15 protein-coding genes and 1 pseudogene are annotated in these 19,571 nt (G+C 58.0%); 10 read left to right on the forward strand and 6 right to left on the reverse strand.

All coding sequences use genetic code 11. From position 1 onward, the window contains the following. Positions 1 to 432: 432 nt before the first annotated feature. Complete coding sequence (locus AB4Y32_RS30735; RefSeq protein WP_342942369.1) at positions 433 to 1,197, reverse strand: IclR family transcriptional regulator domain-containing protein; 765 nt, start codon at positions 1,195 to 1,197, stop codon at positions 433 to 435. Positions 1,198 to 1,372: 175 nt separating this feature from the next. Here AB4Y32_RS30735 and AB4Y32_RS30740 point away from each other — a divergent pair, with 175 nt between their 5' ends. The 10 genes and pseudogenes from AB4Y32_RS30740 to AB4Y32_RS30785 all read left to right on the forward strand — a co-directional run. After that, the gene (locus AB4Y32_RS30740; protein ID WP_368724926.1) at positions 1,373 to 3,277 is read left to right on the forward strand and encodes an FAD-dependent oxidoreductase; all 1,905 of its coding nucleotides are present in this window, start codon (positions 1,373 to 1,375) and stop codon (positions 3,275 to 3,277) included. Further along, positions 3,274 to 4,932 carry an AMP-binding protein gene (locus AB4Y32_RS30745; protein WP_368724927.1) on the forward strand — a complete coding sequence of 553 codons (1,659 nt, stop codon included), beginning with the start codon at positions 3,274 to 3,276 and terminating at the stop codon, positions 4,930 to 4,932. The genes AB4Y32_RS30740 and AB4Y32_RS30745 overlap by 4 nt, the downstream gene beginning before the upstream one ends. A gap of 8 nt (positions 4,933 to 4,940) precedes the next feature. Beyond that, entirely contained in the window at positions 4,941 to 5,348 is a 408-nt protein-coding gene (locus tag AB4Y32_RS30750) for a Zn-ribbon domain-containing OB-fold protein (RefSeq protein WP_368724928.1), read from the forward strand. Next, entirely contained in the window at positions 5,345 to 6,532 is a 1,188-nt protein-coding gene (locus AB4Y32_RS30755; RefSeq protein WP_368724929.1) for a thiolase family protein, read from the forward strand. The genes AB4Y32_RS30750 and AB4Y32_RS30755 overlap by 4 nt, the downstream gene beginning before the upstream one ends. Further along, the gene (locus AB4Y32_RS30760) at positions 6,529 to 7,680 is read left to right on the forward strand and encodes an NADH:flavin oxidoreductase/NADH oxidase (RefSeq protein WP_368724930.1); all 1,152 of its coding nucleotides are present in this window, start codon (positions 6,529 to 6,531) and stop codon (positions 7,678 to 7,680) included. The genes AB4Y32_RS30755 and AB4Y32_RS30760 overlap by 4 nt, the downstream gene beginning before the upstream one ends. Before the next feature lie 22 nt (positions 7,681 to 7,702). After that, positions 7,703 to 8,317, forward strand: coding sequence for an NIPSNAP family protein (locus tag AB4Y32_RS30765; RefSeq protein WP_368724931.1), 615 nt, complete (start codon positions 7,703 to 7,705; stop codon positions 8,315 to 8,317). Positions 8,318 to 8,445: 128 nt separating this feature from the next. Further along, positions 8,446 to 9,795, forward strand: a complete 1,350-nt coding sequence (locus tag AB4Y32_RS30770; protein WP_342942376.1) for an MFS transporter — start codon at positions 8,446 to 8,448, stop codon at positions 9,793 to 9,795. A 340-nt stretch (positions 9,796 to 10,135) separates the two neighbouring features. Beyond that, positions 10,136 to 11,317: a porin gene (locus AB4Y32_RS30775; protein WP_368724932.1), complete on the forward strand. Its 1,182-nt coding sequence runs from the start codon at positions 10,136 to 10,138 to the stop codon at positions 11,315 to 11,317. An 840-nt stretch (positions 11,318 to 12,157) separates the two neighbouring features. After that, positions 12,158 to 13,489 carry an alpha/beta hydrolase gene (locus AB4Y32_RS30780; RefSeq protein WP_368724933.1) on the forward strand — a complete coding sequence of 444 codons (1,332 nt, stop codon included), beginning with the start codon at positions 12,158 to 12,160 and terminating at the stop codon, positions 13,487 to 13,489. Between the two features lie 2 nt (positions 13,490 to 13,491). Continuing rightward, a pseudogene (locus AB4Y32_RS30785) lies at positions 13,492 to 13,722 on the forward strand (transposase); the annotation flags it as partial. A gap of 869 nt (positions 13,723 to 14,591) precedes the next feature. Here the strand turns inward: AB4Y32_RS30785 and AB4Y32_RS30790 are convergent. From AB4Y32_RS30790 to AB4Y32_RS30810, 5 genes are all read right to left on the reverse strand, one after another. Next, positions 14,592 to 15,392 (reverse strand): amino acid ABC transporter ATP-binding protein, encoded by an 801-nt coding sequence (locus AB4Y32_RS30790; RefSeq protein ID WP_368724934.1) that lies wholly within the window; start codon positions 15,390 to 15,392, stop codon positions 14,592 to 14,594. Between the two features lie 45 nt (positions 15,393 to 15,437). Further along, positions 15,438 to 16,226: an amino acid ABC transporter permease gene (locus tag AB4Y32_RS30795; protein ID WP_368724935.1), complete on the reverse strand. Its 789-nt coding sequence runs from the start codon at positions 16,224 to 16,226 to the stop codon at positions 15,438 to 15,440. Further along, positions 16,223 to 16,963 carry an amino acid ABC transporter permease gene (locus tag AB4Y32_RS30800; protein WP_368724936.1) on the reverse strand — a complete coding sequence of 247 codons (741 nt, stop codon included), beginning with the start codon at positions 16,961 to 16,963 and terminating at the stop codon, positions 16,223 to 16,225. The genes AB4Y32_RS30795 and AB4Y32_RS30800 overlap by 4 nt, the downstream gene beginning before the upstream one ends. A 91-nt stretch (positions 16,964 to 17,054) precedes the next feature. Next, positions 17,055 to 18,467 carry an aspartate ammonia-lyase gene (locus AB4Y32_RS30805; RefSeq protein ID WP_368724937.1) on the reverse strand — a complete coding sequence of 471 codons (1,413 nt, stop codon included), beginning with the start codon at positions 18,465 to 18,467 and terminating at the stop codon, positions 17,055 to 17,057. Then, positions 18,457 to 19,443, reverse strand: a complete 987-nt coding sequence (locus AB4Y32_RS30810) for a LysR family transcriptional regulator (RefSeq protein WP_368724938.1) — start codon at positions 19,441 to 19,443, stop codon at positions 18,457 to 18,459. The genes AB4Y32_RS30805 and AB4Y32_RS30810 overlap by 11 nt, the downstream gene beginning before the upstream one ends. Between the last annotated feature and the right edge of the window lie 128 nt (positions 19,444 to 19,571).

The following is a 19,571-nucleotide window of genomic DNA, read 5'->3' on the forward strand; positions in this document are numbered from 1 at the left end:
TGGCGCCAAGGCGCGAAATAGTGCGCACGCCATCGAAACCTCCGCCATAGTCTGAGCGAGACAGCATTTCGATGAATCCTTCCTCATGTATAGAGGCTCATGAGTCGAGTTATTCAATTATCCTGCGCACTGAATATTTGTCCCACATACGTGACAAGGAATCCAGTGCGGGAAATGCTAACCAACAGGAAGCCATAACAAATATCGGATGCATATTTATTTATTCCAGCTTCATCGCTTAGATGTTTAATTGCCTGCCGAACCCTTCTCGTATTCGTTAGGTTTCTCCGGGTCCGTTGTCCGCCGCATCTTGAGGCCATGAAACCGGTGGCGGCCTGGGCGCCGTCCGCCTTACGCGCGGCGCGTCGGTCTGCCAATCCGCTTCGTCGCGCACGTTTAACTGAGCTCCAGCGGCAGAATAGTCAAGAGAGCCTAGAGTGATTGGCCAATCTGTTGCGCAGCATTGCTGAGTAGCGGTAGGAATTTCTTTTCGAAGGTCTCGCGATTTGCGCGACTATCCATCGCACTGATATTGATTGACGCTATAGCCTGGCCTTCGCGGTTGCGTATAGGTACGGCAACCGACCGTCGTCCCTCATATACCTCGTCTTCTGTTATCACATAGCCTTTGTCACGTGTCTCGTTGACGATGCGACGGATTTCGGCAACGCTCGTGATTGTCCGGGGGGTCAGTTTCTTCGGCTGCAGCGCAGCGAAGTAGTCTTCAAGCTCTGCGTCACCCAATGCCGCCAAGAGCACACGGCCCATCGCGTTGACGTAGGCGGGCATACGTGAGCCTACCTGCATATGGATCGTGTAAATGTGTCGAGGTGGAACCCGCGCAATGTAGACCACTTCGCCTTCGTCAAGAACTCCGAGCGAGCACGACTCGTCAATCGTGTCGACGATCTCCTTCATGAAAGGCTGTGCCTTTTCCCACAAAGGAAGGGATGACAGATACGAGTAGCCCAGGTCCAGCACCTTGGGGCTCAATCTAAAACTATTTCCATCCTGGGTCACATAGCCCAGCGCCTCCAAAGTCAGGAGAAAGCGCCTTGCAGATCCGCGCGTCAGGTTGGTCCGGGCAGCTACCTGGCTGAGCGTCAGTCGATCCGCGCCGTGTTCGAAGGTACGGATGACTGCAAGGCCGCGTGCGAACGCAGTTACGAAATCTGCGTGATGTTCATCGATGGGCATGAGGCGAACTTATTCGAATGTGAGCAGATGCTTTTGGGATACGGCGAACGGTCTGATCTTACATGATCAGGAGGCGAGGGTTTTCCCCCGCTTGACCGGGTTAAGTCAAAGCATACATCATTGTCCGTAACACGTACATACGTCCGTTGGACGGACAATACCATAGAAATGAGCCATGAAGGTCGAAAAACCCAGTTTCTTCCAGTGGGAGAAGTATCCATTCGAAGTGCCGCCTGAGCTTGGTGATCGGCGCGGCAAGAAGTTCCAGGTCGCTGTCGTCGGTGCAGGCCCTGTTGGATTGGCGACAGCGTTGTCCCTGGCCCAGCAGGGCGTGAGCGTTGTCGTCCTGGAAGCGAGGGATCAGCTTTCTGATAGCAGTCGCACGCTAGCGGTATCGCGTCGTAGCGTACAGGTACTTGACCGTCTTGGCGTGGCTGAGCAGTTCAGGGCGTTGGCGGTGGTGAGAGAGCGCAACTACATCTATTGTGGCGAGAATCTGATACACAGCGCGCCTTATGAGCAGTCGCCTACCGAGAAATTCCCGGATGTGAGTGTGCTGCAGCAGCCGTGGACGGAAAAAGTTCTACTTGATGCGGTCGTGGCGCATTCAGACATCGAGTTGCGTTGGCTGAGTGCTGTAACCGGCGTTCGCCAGGACGAGGGGTCTTTCCCGACCGTGTCGGTGCAGACGGAGCGCGGTAACTACGAGTTGCAGGTCGACTATGTCGTTGCGGCTGATGGTGCGCGTGGGCAAGTGCGCCGCAGCCTTGGACTGGCATATGAGGAAGTCGGTGACGGGGTGGTGCAGCGTAACTTCGTGATCTGCGACTTCGAGATGAAGACTTCCCATCCCGTCGCGCGGCGACTCTGGATCCGTCCTCCCTATAAACCGCAGTCGGCGGTCCTCCTGCACAAGCAGCCTTTTGACACGTGGCGACTTGACTACGCGCTGGAAGATGATGAGCAGTTGGAGGACGCCCTCAGACCGGAAAACGTTGCCGAAGTGGTGGCCGACCAGGTCAGGCTCCTGATGGGAAGCGACCCGCTGCCTGAATGGCGGATCGTGTGGATCTCCTCCTATCGCCCGATGTCGCGCAGCCTGACGAACTATCGCCATGGCCGTGTTTTTTTCGCGGGAGACTCGGCGCATCAGACGCCCATCTTTGGTGGTCGGGGAATGAACCAGGGGCTGCTGGACGCGAGCAACCTTGCGTGGCGACTGGCTACGGTGCTCAACGGTGGCGCGCCCGATGCACTCCTGGATCGCTATGACGCCGAGCGCCGCCCGACCATCGTGCGCAATCTGCACGCGATCGGACAGGCGACGCTATGCATGACTGCGCCGACGCCAGGCTCGGCGCTGATGCGAAAGGCTGCGTTCGACCTGCTGCCCGATGAACCATTCATCTACCCACTGATTGATGCATTCAATGCCAACCGTGCCGAATCGTTGCTGACTCCGCCGCCGGAACAGGATCCGGTTCGTGGCGCGCAGGAAGGTAGTCCATTGCCCGACGCATCAGTGGACGACCGCGGTGATGGTCACCCCGGCTTCCTGTACGACCGGCTCGCCCGGCACGCGTTCACGGGTATTTACTTGAGCGCGGACGGAAACGTGCCACGGGAACTGCAGCACACCTTTGATGACTTGCAGGCTGGCGGGGTGCCCGTATCGACAGTCGTGCTTGCGCACACGCATGCGCCGACCGTCTTCGAGAAACTCGATGGACAAGATGGTACATGGGTACTCGTTCGCCCGGACGGGTATGTCGGGGCGCGAATCGATGCACCGTCACCGGAGACTGTCACAGCCGCTGTTGCCAGCGTGTTGTGCTTGCAGCAGCCGTCGGGGCAATGCGACGGGAATCGCACGATTTTCCGAGGCTCAAACCTGAATGCGGCGATGGAGCAATCGTTCCGTTCAGTCGCCTTGGCGCTCGACGAGCTTCAACCTGCGGATGCCGTTGACTTCCTCGCGAGATTGACGTTATTGCTCGCCGATGAAATCCGGGATGGGCAAAGGTTCGCGCACGCTGTCGATCGTGCTCGTGATATCCAGAAGCAGGGAGAACAAGCATGACGCAAACCGGGAACGATCTTCCGAGTCCTGACCGTTGGGGTGGCTATCGGATCAGTGAGTTGACGACCCCGCGAGTTCTGGCACGAAAAGCTGAGCAGAATGGCGACAAGGTATTCCTGCGCTATCTGCCCGATGGTACCGAACTGTCTTACCGTGATCTGGATCTCCAGTCCAACCGGTTGGCTCATGGGTTTTCCTCACTTGGCATCGGCCACGGCAGCCATGTGGCACTGCTGATGGAGAACAGTGTCGATCAGCTGCTGAGCTATTTCGCGTTGGGCAAACTGGGTGCGGTATCGATTCCTCTGAACACGGCCAGCCGCGGTCAGCAGTTGCGCTATCTGCTGACGCATTCGGAAGCGTCGGTGCTGATCGTCGATGCAGCGCTCTGGGAGCAGTATGCAGAGATCAGTGCAGACCTTCCGCTGTTACAGCAGGTGATCGTGCTGGGCGAATTGCCGGAACAGCGTCTTGCTGAAACTGCACAAAGCGTGGAAATTCGCGCGTTCAAGACGCTTTACCCGGAAGTTTCTTTGCCGCCAGAGACGCAAGTCCAATTCAGTGACCTTGCATACATTATCTATACCTCGGGTACCACCGGTCCATCCAAAGGCGTCATGCTTTCACAGGCCCAATGTTTTCTATGGGGCCTCAGTCACGCTATGGCGTTCGGTCAACGAGATGACGACATCGCGTACATCTGCTTGCCGATGTTCCACGTCAATGCCTTGCAAGGTGCGACATACAACGCGCTGATGGTCAATTCGAGCATCGCCGTGCAGAAGCGTTTCTCTGCATCAGGCTTCTGGTCTGACGTTCGTAGCAGCGGGGCAACGCTGACCAATCTGCTGGGCTCCATGATCAATATTCTCTGGAGTCGGCCAGCCAGCGATGACGACGTGAACAACCGGCTGCGCATGTGTATGTCTGCGCCCATTCCTGACTTCGGGCGGGACTTCGAACGTCGTTTTGGGTTGCGGTTCATCCAGAGCTATAGCCTGACAGATTTTGGCCCGTCTCACGCTTTTAGCCTCATCGATCCGGTCGGCAAGCTGGGATCTTGCGGCCGGGTGCGCAAGGGCGTTCACGCGCGCATCGTCGATGAGAACGATTTCGAGTTGCCCGCCGGGGCCCGTGGGGAGTTAGTTCTCCGACACGATGTGCCGTGGGCGCACTCGATGGGCTATTACAAGATGCCGGACGCGACCGTCAAGGCATGGCGCAATGGCTGGTTTCATACCGGCGACTGCGGATATGTGGACGAAGACGGTTATTTCTGGTTCCTGGACCGTACGAAGGACGCGATTCGCCGGCGAGGAGAAAATATTTCGGCCTACGAAGTGGAAAAGATCTTGTTGCAGCATCCGGCAGTTCAGGATGTAGCGGTGTTTGCTGTCAGATCCGAGATGGCCGAGGACGAAGTGGCGGCAGCGATTGTCTGCAAGGCGGGCGCGCAACTGGATCAGGCGGCGCTGATCGAGTTCTGCCGCGGGGAAATGGCTTATTACATGGTGCCTCGCTTCCTGCAGGTCATGTCCGATCTGCCGAGAAACGCAAGCCAGAAGATAGAGAAGTTCAAGCTGCGTGACGCCGCGAATGCGGATCTTTCCCAACTCTGGGATCGTGAGCGCGCGGGGATCAAGGTTAGCCGATGAGGGGAAGCATGGAATCGCGTCGCCTGCCGCTTCTGGACATTGAGAATCACGCGTTCTGGACGGGTGGCTCTGTAGGTGAACTGGCCATATGCCGTTGCCAGCAATGCGGGCACTTCGTTCATCCACCAAGCGCTGCGTGTCCCGTTTGCGCGTCTGTTGATGTTGAAGCCGAAACCGTCTCCGGGCGAGCGAGCGTGGTGTCGTTTTCGGTCAATCACCAGGCTTGGGTGGCAGGCCAGGCGGTGCCGTTTGTGTTGGCGATGGTCGAGCTTGACGAACAAGCCGGGCTATGGGTGATGTCGAATATCGTAGGCTGCGAGCCGTCGAAGGTGTTTATCGGACAGAGGGTACGCGTGTGCTTTGAGGCGCACGATGATGTCTGGTTGCCAATGTTTATTCCCGAGGATGTCGCGTGACTCAGTATCCGGAAAAGCAGGTTGCTATTACGGGAATAGGGCAGTCCGAGGTTAGCCGTGGCTCGCCGCTGAGTCCCCTGCGGTTGACCGTTGATGCCTGCAAGACTGCCGTGAGTGATGCCGGATTGTCACTCAGGGATATAGACGGTCTCGTCACGTACCCAAGTACGGCGGAAGGGGGGGCAGGATTTTCGCCTGTCGGAGTGCATGATTTGCGTCTCGCGCTCGGTTTGAAGCTGAGCTGGTACGAGACTCCGTCGCTGGAGTCACCGGCACAGATGAGCGCCCTGTTTGCGGGCATTCATGCACTGGTCGCCAGGACTGCGCGTCATGTTCTTGTTTTTCGCGCTACAGCCGAGGCATCGGCTCGCAAGCGCGCCCGGGATGCCGTAGCCTGGGGCGGTGCCAATTCCCGCGTTGCGGGGATGTGGCAGTGGGCAGTGCCATTTGGCGCTCATTCGCCTGCGCCATGGTACGCAATGTATGCCACGCGTTACATGTACGACCATGGAGTCAGCGAGGCGCAGTTGGGGGCGATTGCCGTGCACGCGCGCCGGATGGCCGGACTCAACCCTGCTGCCGTTTATCGTCAATCGATTACGCTTGACGACTACCTGGCGTCCCGCGTTATCGCATCGCCTTTGCGACTGTACGACTGTGATGTGCCTGTTGACGGTGCTACTGCTTTCGTACTTTCTCGTGTCGAGGACGCTCTTGACATGCCCAATCCGCTCCTGCGGGTTGAAGCCATCGGCAGCGCGTTTACGACAGGCGGACTGCGGCAGCCAACCGATATGAGTTCTTTTGGTGCCGAGGCCGCTGCAGCCATGCTGTGGTCGAGGACTGATCTCCGACCGGCTGACGTTGATGTCGCGCAAATCTACGACGGCTTCAGCATTCTCACCATGCACTGGTTGGAGGCGTTGGGACTGTGCGGCAGAGGCGAGGCTGGCGCGTTTGTCGAGGGTGGCAAACGCATTGATCTGGATGGTGACCTGCCGATCAATACGGGTGGTGGACAGTTATCGGCGGGCCGTTTGCACGGCTTCGGCCATACACACGAAGCCTGTATGCAGCTATGGGGGCGCGGGGGGGCGCGACAAGTGCCGCGAGATCCGAAAGTGGCGATTGTCTCCAACGGAGCTTACGGCCTGGGTTGTCTTTTGCTTACCAAAGAATCATGAAATCTGAATTCACCAATAACGATCGTCAGCCTGTTGTGGCCGAAAGCGACCATTCGAGCGCACTGTTCCAGCCGCTGAACTTGCGGGGTCTGACCTTGCCCAACCGCATCGTGGTCTCTCCCATGTGCCAATACAGCGCGTCAGACGGATGTGCGACTGATTGGCATCTTCTACACTTCGGTTCGATGATGACGTCGGGCGCTGGCCTGTTCATCATCGAAGCAACGGCGGTTGATCCGCGCGGGCGAATTACGCCGGAATGTCTTGGCTTGTGGAATGACGACAACGAAGAGGCTCTGCGCAATGTGCTCTCGCGCGTGCGCAAGTACAGCCAGGTACCTGTCGGCATACAGCTCAGTCATGCCGGCCGAAAGGCAGCATCACATCGTCCATTCGTGGGAAAAGGTCCTCTGAAGTCGGATCAGGGAGCATGGCCGGTCATCGGACCGAGCGCCATTCCCTTCGCCGACGGCTGGCAAATGCCTCACGCCATGAGTCGCGCAGACATGGATGAAGTGGTCAATGTTTTTGCGCAGGCGGCAAAGCGGGCGGACCGATTGGGTGTCGATCTTATTGAGTTACACGCTGCGCATGGATACCTGCTTAGCGCGTTTCTCAGTCCGCTTGCGAATCAGCGAAGCGACGAATACGGCGGCTCCCTTGAGTACCGCATGCGTTTCCCGCTGGAGGTGTTTTCGGCCGTCCGGGCGGTATGGCCTGAACATAAGCCGCTGGGGGTACGGGCGAACGGCACGGACTGGCATCCACAGGGCTTGCAGACAGAAGACGCCGTTATCTTCGCCACTGAATTGCGCAAGCTCGGTTGCGACTTTGTCGACATGTCGACAGGAGGGAACGCCTACACGAAGGTGCCGATCGGTCCGGGATACCAGGTACCGTTTGCCGAGGCGGTCCGTCAAGGTTCGGGGTTGACGACCGTTGCCGTGGGGCTGATTCAGAGTCCCCGTCAAGCAGAAAACATCGTAGCCAGTGGACAGGCTGATCTTGTGGCCGTCGGCCGTGCTCTGCTGAACAACCCGCATTGGCCGTGGCAAGCGGCAGAAGAACTCGGATGTTCGGTAGAGGTTCCGTGGCAGTACTTTCGTGCTGCGACCAAAGCTGGCGTTCCGCCGCCGTATGTGCGTTGATGATCAATAAAGGATAACAGTTATGTCCACACCTTCTTTTGCTGAGTTGCGTTTTTACAGCGTGGAACCTGGTCGCATGCATGACATGGGGGCGCGGTTCCACGGACCTCTGCAGCGTCTGTTTGAAAGGCACGGTATTTCGGTGGTGGGAGGATGGCAGAGTTCTTACGGCGCACGGTCACCGTTGTTTGTATACCTGATGCATTGGCCGAGTCTGGAGGTTCGCAATCACGCGTGGAATGGCTTTTATGGTGATCCGGATTGGTACCAGGTACGTACCGAAACGAATCGAGGCAGCGAACTGGTCGAACGTTATGACATCAATTTCCTTCGTCCGATTGTTCCGCTCAGCTCGGATGATCTGAACGAATTCGAAGATATCGAGCTTTACGTCACTCGTCTGCGGGTCGGGACATCTCGACTGGCTTCCCAGTGGATCGAGGGCACGGCGCCGGCCCAATTGGCACGTTTAGGTGGTCGTTTGCTGGGCGCCTACGAATATTTGACCGGCGATGACTTGCCTCGGGCCGCGCTATTTCTCGGCTGGAAAGGTGCTCAAGACCGTAACGGTGCGTTGTCCACAATGGAGGTCGATCCGCTTGGACGAGCCGACCGCTATCTACTCCATCACATTTGATACGGAGGTTCACGAAACCATTGAAAAGTTCGGGCACGCAGCCCAACCCTGTCTGGACTGGCTCGACAGTAGTGAGCCTGAGGCTTCGCGGACACGAGAAGCATATAACACATGGTTAGGAGAACGGTATGATTGGTGGAGACCAGGGAGCAAACGTTTTTGATAGCAGGCCGATTGGCTTGATGCAATGGCGGATATTCTTTCTTCTTGCATTGGTCGCGATGGTTGACGGTTTCAATGCTCAGGCATTATCGATTATTGCGCCTGCGTTGGCGTCCGAATGGCACTTTGATAGCGCCGTGATGACAAGGCTCTTTGTCGCTGCGCTCTGCGGCACCGCGATCGGCAGTTGCAGCTTCGGATGGATCGCCGATCGCGTTGGACGCAAGCCAGTCCTCCTGAGCGCATTGGCGGTGATGGGCATTTTTTCATTTGCCGCAGCAAATTCTTCAACGGTTTTTGAGTTAGGATCATTTCGATTCATCGAGGGAGTTGGCTTGGGCGCCGCATTGCCGAACATCCTCACCCTGACCGTGGAGTACAGCCCGGAACGGCATCGAAACATCATGGTCAACGCGGTCATGTGCGGGTTTCCCGTGGGTGGCGCGGTGGGTGGGATGATCGTCGGCCACCTGCTTCACCACTACGGGTGGCGAAGCGCACTTGTTCTGGGTGGGGTTGCTTCGCTCATGCTTGTTCCTATCCTGGCGCTTGGGTTGGTTGAATCGCTGCGGTTCCTGTCGACCAGAAACGACGCCGGCGCGAAAATCGATTCCATCATGCAGAAGATGGGCATTCGAGAAGCGATCAAATTGCCCACTCTCCGTCCTCAGCATACGCGGGTTCCGGTGCGGGCTATCCTCAGTTCGGAGTTAAGGTTTGGCACGATCGTGTTGTGGGTCATGTCAGCCTGCGCAAATATCATCCAGTATTTCCTGATCAGTTGGTCTCCATGGATGCTCAAGGCGACGGGTGTATCGGCTTCTGAGGCGGCCTACGGTGCCGTCGCGCTTGGAGTCGGCAGTACCTTGGGTGCCTTGGCAATTGGCCGCGTGATGGATCGTCTCGGGGCCTACGCGGTAGTTGCGATTGGATATCTGCTTTCTGTATTTACGATCGTCGGAATCAGCTTTGCGATTGGACTGTCGATGCAGGTTGTCTTGATAGCGATATTCGCGGCTGGGGTCTTTGTCGTTGGTGCAAGATTTGGCGTGAGCGCCCTGACAACCGGGTATTTTCCGACCCAGATTCGTGCCACAGGTGTGTCGAGCTGCTACGGGTTTTCTCAGGTCGGGTCAGTGTTGGGGCCGTTGGTTGGCGGCATGCTGATTTCCATTCCTCTTGACTACCCCTCGGTTTTTAGATTTGCAACTATTCCAGCCATTCTGAATGCGATTTTGGGCTATGCGCTCTATCGCAGGCTTCGCTCTGGTCAAGATCGCTCCATTCTCGTCGCAAATCTTGGTGGTGAGAGGTAAAGGAATACTCTGAAAAAAACCATCGACACCACGGTCGGTCTTTGCTCGACGAATTGCAAAGGTTCTGAAACGGCTGTACACGCGCTCGATGTGATTCTGAGGCGTATATATGGGACCTATGGGCCGAACCTGATAAATCTCAAAGGAATGGTGATGGCCGAGCGCGGCTTTGATGTCGATCATCAGACCGTGCCTCGGTGGGCGAGCAGCTGCTGCGCGCTTGAAAACGTGTTCCGGGTCCGCAAGCGCCATGTAGTCAGAAACTGCCGCGTAGGCAATAGAACCGTTATTTTTGCATGGAAAAGTATCCACATACCCATCAACATAATGAATGCCCCGTATGAAAAAATCCATTTCATCAATCGTTCTATTTTCGGCCATTATCTCTGCTGAAGCTGCGCACGCACAAAGCAGCGTATCGCTATATGGCATTATCGATGAAGGCTTGTCGTACACGAGTAACTCTGGCGGACATAGTCTGTATAGCCTTCAGAGTAGCGTCATGCAATCGAGCCGTTGGGGTCTTCGCGGTACAGAGGATCTTGGAGGCGGGGTGAAGACGATCTTCGTTCTCGAAAGTGGCTATGATCCCAGCACCGGTAAGCTCGGGCAAGGTGGGTTACTATTCGGACGTCAGGCCTACGTCGGTCTGGGAAACCAGGTCGGTACCGTCACACTGGGACGACAATATGATTCGGTCGTTGATTTTCTTGGACCGCTCGCGGCATCGAACCAATGGGCTGGTGCCATTGCTGACCATGCTGGCGACATCGACAATTTCAACAATACTTACCGAACTAATAATTCAGTGAAGTTTAGTAGCGTGCCTTTCGCTGGCCTCCGTTTCTCGGCTCTCTATAGCTTCGGTGGAATTGCCGGTGACGCCTCTCGCAATCAGGTGTTCTCGGGCGGGGCCGGGTACACCGGCGGACCCCTTACCCTTGGGATCGGCTATCTGAATGTCCGCAACCCCAATGTTAGTTTCTTTGGCAACAGCACATCAGGTACCGCATCGCCGACGACTGCCAATATTTCGTCGCCGATTTATAAAGGTTTCGCATCTGCGCACACCTATCAGGTGATTGGAGCAGGTGGGGCATACACCTTCGGAAAGGCGACTCTCGGTGCGACGTACTCGTGGGTTGCGTTTAGCAGTTTAGGCGATACGAGTTCTGGGCCTATTCCGGGTTCCGTGGCAGCCTACACAGGATCCGCACACGTCAACAACGTAGAAGTGAACTTCAAGTACATGTTGGCTCCCACATGGCTGATCGGCGTTGCCTATAATTATACGAATGTGAGTGCGGTTGCCGGAAAAGATGGCGCAAAATACAACCAGATCGACGCAGGTATTGACTACTTCCTGTCCAAGCGAACGGATGTGTACATGATCGGGGTCTACCAGAAGGCGTCGGGAATCAACTCTCTCGGTGCACCGGCGGTCGCTGCGATCAATCTCGCGACCGCGTCAACCAGTAACAGGCAGCTTCTTGGCCGCGTAGGTGTCCGCCATAAGTTTTGATAGTAGCTTACTTGCGGTAGCTCAGCTGGGCCCGCAAGCCCAGCTGACGGACAACATTTGCGGCAAAAAAAATCCAACCGTTAAATAAGAAAAGTTATCTAAATAGCCGCGTTTTTTTCAGATCACTTTTTGTTGGAACAGTTGAGTCCGACCGTTCATCTTCCATGTCATGCAGCCTTTGGCTGCCGACGGTCATCAACGATGTGCCGGTGGACAAGTCGCGTGACGCCGAGTAGCCGACGTCGGGTGCTCATCTACATCGGGCAAACCAGCGCGGAATGTCGAGGGTACGAAAGTTGGGGCTTTCATACCCTTCGTTTGCGGACATTCATCCATGCGGCGACGCCTTGCCCAAATGAAGGGGTGCCTAGTTGCTATCTACCCCTTCATTTCGGGACATTGGTTGACGAGTCAACGGATTTTTACCCATAAGGGCTTGAAATTGAGCTTTCATACCCTTCGTTTCAGGACGCGGGGCGGCAGGAATATGCGTTGCCGCCTGCAACTCCAGCGATCTTCGGATGGGGAGGAGCCACTTGCCTTAAACCCATGCCGGGCGGACGCTTCGCGACGTGGCGAAACACGACTAATCCGCCAAGCAATCATTCGCGATAACGCCGGTTATCAGATGTGGCGACTGTTACGTGGCCGGCACCACTGCTTGTGCTTGAAGCGCGGCCGTTTTTTCCTATGTTGGTAGGAGCAAGCGCCGCTGCAGCAACCTCACGCCGGTCCGAGGGGCAGGCCTGGCGCAGGGAGACAGCGATGGTCCAGGCAATTGCGGCACTGTGTCTCGCACTCGCACTGCTCCTGACGAGCGGCTGCGCCGCGAACAGGGGCGTGCTCGATCCGGAAGATCCGCAACTTCTGGAGGTGAGAGACCCGCTATACACTGTCCCGGCCTCTGAGGCCATGCCGCCGCCGATCCATAAAGACAACCGGGACGCGGGCGGAAGTGGCCTCTGGGACATCCCGAGCGAACCGTCGGGCGCAGGCGCGGTGAAGGGCTCGGGCACGCAGGCCGCCGCACAGACACTGCCTGTTCCCGGGCCGCCCGCTTCTTGGGAACCCGCAGCCAATAACGACGTTTCGTACGGAATAGTCACGCGCGGCTTCGGACTGTCAGGCAAACCTGCACAGGCGGTGCCGCCGAAAACAGCGCCGAAGCGGGCAGGGGCGAACGGCCGCTACGACGTCGTGCGCGTGTTCTTTGGCACCGACCGGGTCGTCTCCGTCCCGAAAGACGGTCCGCTGCAATTCACCAGCGATCATGCGCCGGCTGTGACCTTCGGCAGCGTGGATGTCAGCATCCCGCGGAACCACGTGACGGGTGCCATCGAGTCGCCATCCGTGCTGCGCATGGAGTTTCATCGCGATCCCGAGCGCGACGTCACGATCCTGCACGTTGCGCTGAGCCCGTACGAGCAGTTCCGCGCGGAAATGCGCACCAAGGCATTGAACGCGTCGACGCCGGGCGTGCTGCTGTTCATTCACGGCTATAACGTCAGCTTCGAGGACGCCGCGATGCGCACCGCGCAGATGGCCTACGACCTCGATTTCCCGGGCGCCCCCGTCTTCTTCTCGTGGCCATCGCGGGGCCGGCTCGCGGGCTATTTTGATGACGAGCAGTCGATCGAACGTGCCGAGGCCGATATCGAGCAGTTCGTCACGCAGGTCCTCGCGTCGTCGCCGGGCGCCTACCTGTATGTGATCGCGCACAGCATGGGCAACCGGGGCATGACGCGCGCCTTGATGAACTTTGCCCGCAACCACCCTGACGAGGGCTACCGGCTGCGTGAGGTGGTGCTCGCCGCGCCGGATATCGACACGGACGTGTTCGTCAACCAGATTGCACCCGGCCTGATCGCGATTGGCGCGCCCGTGACGCTGTACGCGTCGTCCACCGACCGGGCGCTCTCCATTTCCAGAATGATCCATGGCGGCCCGCGGGCAGGAGACTCCGGCGAAAATCTGGTGCTGCTGAAGGGAATCGAGACGATCGACGTCACCAATGTCGATACGGATCTGACGGGCCATTCGTATGTCGGCGACCGGCGCACGATCCTGTCGGATCTGTACTACATCATCCAGGCCGACACGCGGGCCAGCAAACGGTTCGGGCTGTCCCACAGGACCCGCAACGGCAGCGACTACTGGGTTTTCAATCGGTAACTGTGTATCGGCCCTCGTCGGACTGGGCACTCATCGAACCGTTACTACCACCGCCTAAACCTCGGCGGTCGCGCTGTCCGGGGCGCAAGCCACTCGACAATCGCGCGGTGTTGACGGGCATCCTGTTCATTCTCCAGACCGGTCTGCGCTGGGACCTGCTGCCACGCGAAATGGGCTGCGGCAGCGGGACGAGTTGCTGGCGCCGCCTGCGCGACTGGCAGGAAGCCGGTGTGTGAGACCAACTGCCCGAAGTGCTGCTTGCGCAGCCGACCAGATCGACTGGTCCCGTGTTGCTGACGCTGGTTCAGTTACTTGACCACTTGACCGTCACGGCTTCACGCCGGGCGAACGGAGCGATGTGCTGACGCACGTGAGGACGAGCAGTTCGCACTGACAGACCGTTCGGGGACGCTCGGACCATCGGCAGCGAAGACGACACCTGAGAATGCTCAGCAGGCGGCGTAGACCGCAATGATTCTGTCAACAGCTGAGCAACGGCACGACGCGGGAAGGCGGCGCTCCGTTGACAGTTTTGCTTCCGTTCAAAACGTAATGAATGTGTCACTTCGCCTCAGTCCGAATTGAATTTGTCACTTCGCATCGCGAGGGCGGGATTGCCCGCCAGGGCGTCGATTCAACGGGAGAAGTTATGGCGGTTAGAGTTAGAGGTCGAGAAGCCGGCGAAGGCGCGGCGCGAAGTGCCGCAGGCCGGTTATGACCGAAAACGTTACGAGCGACGCGGCCGACCCTTGACGACCCCGTTGCCGTCATCCGGATCGCGGCGACAGCAATGGCCGTTCTCAGAGTCCAACGGTCATTCGCTTACTACGGTCCTCTTGTGATTTGTCAGCCGAAGCATGTGTTCGCGTCAGATCGTTACCAGCAGCGAACGACTGCTTTCCGGCGTTACTGCTATTGGGCAGAAAGTCGGCGATCTATGGACGTCCGCGCTTGCTATCACATGGACATGCGGCGTTGACCGCCCCGTCCGCTCTTGCGACCACCAGCAGCAAACGGCGCTTCTTCTGTTACCTCATACGCGATCGAGTGCGCATCGAGAAACGCGGGCGTGGCGCTCCCGCCCGCCACGCGGTGTTCATAGTCACGGGACATGGCTTAGAAATTCGCGTGTGCGAGGGTCCTGCGGCGCATCGAAGAAATCCTTCGGCGATCCGGATTCGACGATAAGCCCTTTGTCCGTGAAAAAAACCTGATGCGCGACCTCGCGTGCGAAGCGCATCTCATGCGTCACAAGAATGCTGGTCATACCCTCTGCAACGAGATCCCGGATCGTGTTCAACACTTCTTTTACCGTCTCAGGATCGAGCGCTGCAGTCACCTCGTCGAACAGCATCACGTCTGGCCGCATCGCCAGGGAGCGCGCGATCGCGACGCGCTGTTGCTGCCCTCCCGACAACTGCCCAGGAAAGGATTTTTCTTTGCCGGCGAGACGCACTTTCGCGAGAAGTTCGACCGCGCGCTGCTCGACCTCTTCCTTCGGCTGCTTCAGAACGTTGAGTGGCGCGAGCATCACGTTTTCCAGCACGGTCATGTGCGGGAAGAGGTTGTATTGCTGAAATACCATGGACACGTCCTTGCGCAGCGCGATGCGCTCCGTGTCGCCGCGCAGGGTGTGAACGGCATGTCCCGCTGCGTAGACTTCACCTCCGTCGATGTCGACCAGGCCGTTGATGCAGCGCAGAAGCGTTGATTTGCCGGACCCGGACGGACCGATCAAGGCCGCTGCCGTCCCCTTCTCTACTTCGAGAGACACGCCGCGCAACACCTGGTGTGTACCAAACGCCTTCTTCACATCCCGCACCGACACGATCGCCTCCGCTACGGCGGAAGGTGAGGGGGGCGCGCTCGATAATGTATTTTCAATTCGCTGAGTGGCAAGCATATCTGTCTCCAAAATTTGCTGTATTTGATTGGGCTGGTCGCCGGCTTATCGGTAGCGACGCTCAAGTTGCTTGGTCAGCATCGCAATCGGTGCGCAGTATGTGAAGAAGAGCACGAGAATGAGGCCGTATACGGGCATCATCAGGGCGGGATTGGCGAGTGCGGACAGTACTGAACTCGCCATGCTGACGCTGTCATCGACGCCCACGATCGAAACCAGCGGCGTAGACATCATCAGGATTGCATAGGTGTTCATCCAGGGCGCGGCCATGCGCCTGACGGCTTGCGGGAGGATGCAGAGGCGCAGCGTTTGCTTGCGCGTGAGCCCGAGCGCCGCGGCTGCCTCCCATTGGCCGGTCGGCAATGACTGAATGCCGCCGCGGACGACTTCGGACACATTGCCCATCACCGGGAAGGAAAGACCTACGATACCCTTGGCCCAGGCAGGGAATGGCACCGCCAAACCCAATACGTTGATCTCATACGGCATCAGATAGATGCAGAAGAACAGTACGACGAGCCATGGTGCGTTCCTGAAGAACTGTGTGATCCAACGGCTCGCAATGCGTACCCCTTTGTGGTGAGACACCTGGCCGATACCGGCTACCGTGCCCAGCGCAGTCCCGATGGCCATTGCGACGAAGCTGATCAATACGTCGAAGGCAAAGCCCTTGAGGATAACCGGGAGCCACGGAATCACCGTGGCCCAGGCAATGCCGTCCGCGCTGACCGTGGAAGTCTGCGCGACAGCCAGACCAGGGCACGTCGAGACGAACACTGCGGCAGTCCCGAGCAGCAGCGATGAAGATGACAAGAAAGGATGGCGAGTGCTCATGCTTTTCCCCAGCCTGGTACGGCGATCGACTTTTCGAGCATGTTCATCAGCACCACAAAGGCGCCGATGACCCCTAGGTAAAAGACCAGCAAAACGATCATCATCTCCAGAGTGTTCAGGTTCTGAGCCCATATTTGGGACGATACGTACAGAAGCTCGGGTACGGCGATCGCGTATGCGTTGGTCGTCGTCTTGATCAGATTGATCAGGTTATTGCCCAGCGCGGGCAAACTGATCCGTACCGCGAGCGGCATCACCACCTTTCTGAAGGTTTGCAAATGACTCATCCCAAGCGACGAGGCCGCCTCCAGCATCGAAAATGGCACCGCCTCGATTCCGGAGCGGAAGATCTCCACATTGAACGCCCCGGCAAACAGGATCAGCGACACCACCGCCCATCCGATATTGCCAAGTAGCGGCGTGGGAGAGCCGGCCAGATGACTGAGGAAAGGGCCCAGTGCAAAGTAGAAGAAGTACAGCTGCACAAGCGGCGGAGTATTGCGGAACACCCACACATAGGCGTCAGCGCACATGCGCAGCCCACGTGAAGGCGAACGCTGGAAGAACGCGCCAACCGCGCCCAGCATCACGCTTCCGACGATGGACGCGATCGAAAGCATGAATGTCATCGCGATGCCGTGCACAAACGTGTTCCATTCGAACGCGTCGTAGAACACCGAAAAGTTGACGCCGAAGTGGCTGTTCAACCACTGAAAGAATCCGGCGATGCTAGTCATATCGTTGCTCCTCATCGAGGCGGCGTTCGATTTGAATCATGTTCACCGCTGTGTCGCCTCTGATCTCCACCAATTTCCGTAGCGCGAAACATCAGAACGCCGGATGCGTCGATTCCTCGATATGACGGCGAGCCTCCGTCGCACTGAGCACTCCCGTCTCCTCAAGAATTTTGAGCAGCGGTTGCCCCTGGTGCACAGACTTGCGGGCCAGCTCGCTGACCTTGGCGTATCCGAGCGTAGGCACGAGCGCCGTTGCCACCGCCATCGATTCAAAGAGGTGCCGCTCATTGACCTCGACGTTTGCCCGAATCCCTTGCACGCATTTTTCCCGGAACAGGCGCACTCCATTCGTCAACAATCCCACCGATTCGAATATCCGGTCGGCGACCACGGGTTCAAAGTGGTTGATCTCCAGTTGTCCATACTGCACAGCCTGCGCGACACACGTATCGTTGCCGACGACCGCCATGCCCAACTGCACGATCGACATCGGCACGACGGGATTGACCTTCCCTGGCATGATCGATGAACCCGCTTGAACCGCCGGCAACGTGATCTCCCCGAGTCCACCGACAGGCCCGGACGACAGCAGGATCAAATCCGCAGCGATCTTGCCTAGAGACGTGCCACACACGCGCAATTCCGCGGAAACGCGCGAGAACACATCGAGGTTCTGCATGGCGTCGAAGGAATCGTCCGGCGCGGAATAGGCAATGCCGCTCAGCTCGACCAGATGGGCAAATACCGCGCGCCGGTAGCCGGCCGGCGAACCAAACCCCGTACCGATGGCGGTACCTCCAAGCGGCAGCACGAGCAGCTTTGCGCGGACAGCCCGCAACTCGTCGGCGAGGCGGTTCGCAAGCGCGGCATAGCCGCCGAAGACCTGGCCCAGTCGCATCGGCTGCGCGTCCTGCAGGCACGTTCTGCCCAGATGCAGCACGTCGCCGAATTCACCGGATTTGGCTTCGAACGCCTGCGTCAGCACGGACAGCTCGTCGATGAGCGGCGCGAGCAGATCGTACACCGCCATCTTCATGGCCGCCGGGTAGACGTCATTGGTCGATTGCGAACGATTGACGTGATTGTTCGGATGCACGAGGTCGTAGTGGCCGGGAAGGCCTCCGAGCAACTGTTGTGCGCGATTGGCAATCACTTCATTGAAATTCATGTTGGTGGACGTACCACCCGAGCCCTCCAGCAAGTCAACGACCAGGGAGGCAGCGTGTTGGCCATCCGCGATCTCGCGGCATGCGCCGACGATCGCGCGGCACTGGTCATCCGTCAGCACGCCGAGGTCGCGATTCGCAAGCGCCGCTGCCCACTTGCATAGTGCGAACGCCTTTACGAATTCAGGCACATCCGCGATGGTCCGCCTGGACACGCTCAGATTCTCTACGCCGCGCACAGAATTCACGCCATACAGCTTTTGGCGCGGAATGCTGACATCGCCCCAATAATCGCTCTCCGTTCGCGTCAAGGCCTCGGTGCTACTGCTATTGCTCATCTTCGGTCTCCGTTTCAATGTCAATCAGTTTGGGAAGTTCGGCATGGATTTCTGCAAGCCGTTGCAAGAGTGAAGTCGACACGATCGAATGGGCGATCGCGTAGACTTCATCGAACAGATGGCTGTACTCATCGCGGCGCGCGAGGAGGTATAGCGAGCGGCCCGTATGCGATGCGCTCAGGAAGTGCAGCTTCACCTTTCTTGCGTATTCACCCGCTTGCAGCAGACACATGGGTGTGGTGATCGCCCACCCGATGTCGCCCGCGACCAACGACGTAAGTGTGTCGGCCGTGTCGACTTCCAGACGACGCGGAATTCGGACGTCAATACGACGCAGGTAGCGCTCGATCTGCGCCCCAATGTGCGACTGCCGGTTAAAGCGAACGATCGGCAATGCCTCCCCAAGCTCGCGCAGATCCGCCGGAGTACGGATGGCCGCCTTGTGCTGCTTTGGCATGATCACCACAAACTGTTCGGATAGCAGGCGCCGACGCTCGATCCCGTCGAGGTCCGCCAAAGGATCTGACGAGACGACGATATCGAGGTCGCGACCGACGAGCGCTTCGCTGTGAAAGGGCGTCAGGCCTGTGCGAATCGAAAGCGTAGTGGACTCGTTCAACATCGCTTTGATGAACGCCGGCCCGCACGTCCCCGCAAACGAATCGACAAGACCGACGCGCACATCCGGTTTGATGCCCCTGCTTGCATCGATGACGTGAGCCTTCAGACGACTCATATCCTCGAGCAGTGTCATACCGCGATTGCGCAGCGCCAGGCCTGCGGCCGTGAGAGTCAGCGGGCGCCGCTCACGATTGAACAGCACCACACCGAACTGATCTTCGAGCTGCCGGATGCTTTGTGAGACTGCTGACTGGGTCAGGCCGAGCCGTCTTGCGGCGCTCGACATGTTCCGCTCCTCGGCGGTGGTCACAAAAATCTGAAGGGTTTGCATATCCAGAAACTTGACGGCGGGCATGGGTGATCCCTCTCTTGGCTAGACTATGCGCGATCCAGTAGCAGATCAAATGTTGAGCACCGAGCATCAATGATGCTAATACTTATCCATAGCCTTGCTAATAGCGGGCCGCAACTATTTGAAAACCG

The organism is Paraburkholderia phymatum (genome assembly GCF_040965635.1).
Classification (GTDB): Bacteria; Pseudomonadota; Gammaproteobacteria; order Burkholderiales; family Burkholderiaceae; genus Paraburkholderia; species Paraburkholderia phymatum_B.

What these genes read in the sequence shown, in the direction of transcription:
- AB4Y32_RS30765 (WP_368724931.1), top strand. Translation starts at nt 7,703, where the DNA reads ATGTCCACACCTTCTTTTGCTGAGTTGCGTTTTTACAGCGTGGAACCT.
- AB4Y32_RS30775 (WP_368724932.1), top strand. Translation starts at nt 10,136, where the DNA reads ATGAAAAAATCCATTTCATCAATCGTTCTATTTTCGGCCATTATCTCT.
- AB4Y32_RS30800 (WP_368724936.1), bottom strand. Translation starts at nt 16,963, where the DNA reads ATGACTAGCATCGCCGGATTCTTTCAGTGGTTGAACAGCCACTTCGGC.
- AB4Y32_RS30745 (WP_368724927.1), top strand. Translation starts at nt 3,274, where the DNA reads ATGACGCAAACCGGGAACGATCTTCCGAGTCCTGACCGTTGGGGTGGC.
- AB4Y32_RS30790 (WP_368724934.1), bottom strand. Translation starts at nt 15,392, where the DNA reads ATGCTTGCCACTCAGCGAATTGAAAATACATTATCGAGCGCGCCCCCC.
- AB4Y32_RS30735 (WP_342942369.1), bottom strand. Translation starts at nt 1,197, where the DNA reads ATGCCCATCGATGAACATCACGCAGATTTCGTAACTGCGTTCGCACGC.
- AB4Y32_RS30740 (WP_368724926.1), top strand. Translation starts at nt 1,373, where the DNA reads ATGAAGGTCGAAAAACCCAGTTTCTTCCAGTGGGAGAAGTATCCATTC.
- AB4Y32_RS30805 (WP_368724937.1), bottom strand. Translation starts at nt 18,467, where the DNA reads ATGAGCAATAGCAGTAGCACCGAGGCCTTGACGCGAACGGAGAGCGAT.
- AB4Y32_RS30750 (WP_368724928.1), top strand. Translation starts at nt 4,941, where the DNA reads ATGGAATCGCGTCGCCTGCCGCTTCTGGACATTGAGAATCACGCGTTC.
- AB4Y32_RS30795 (WP_368724935.1), bottom strand. Translation starts at nt 16,226, where the DNA reads ATGAGCACTCGCCATCCTTTCTTGTCATCTTCATCGCTGCTGCTCGGG.
- AB4Y32_RS30810 (WP_368724938.1), bottom strand. Translation starts at nt 19,443, where the DNA reads ATGCCCGCCGTCAAGTTTCTGGATATGCAAACCCTTCAGATTTTTGTG.
- AB4Y32_RS30760 (WP_368724930.1), top strand. Translation starts at nt 6,529, where the DNA reads ATGAAATCTGAATTCACCAATAACGATCGTCAGCCTGTTGTGGCCGAA.
- AB4Y32_RS30770 (WP_342942376.1), top strand. Translation starts at nt 8,446, where the DNA reads ATGATTGGTGGAGACCAGGGAGCAAACGTTTTTGATAGCAGGCCGATT.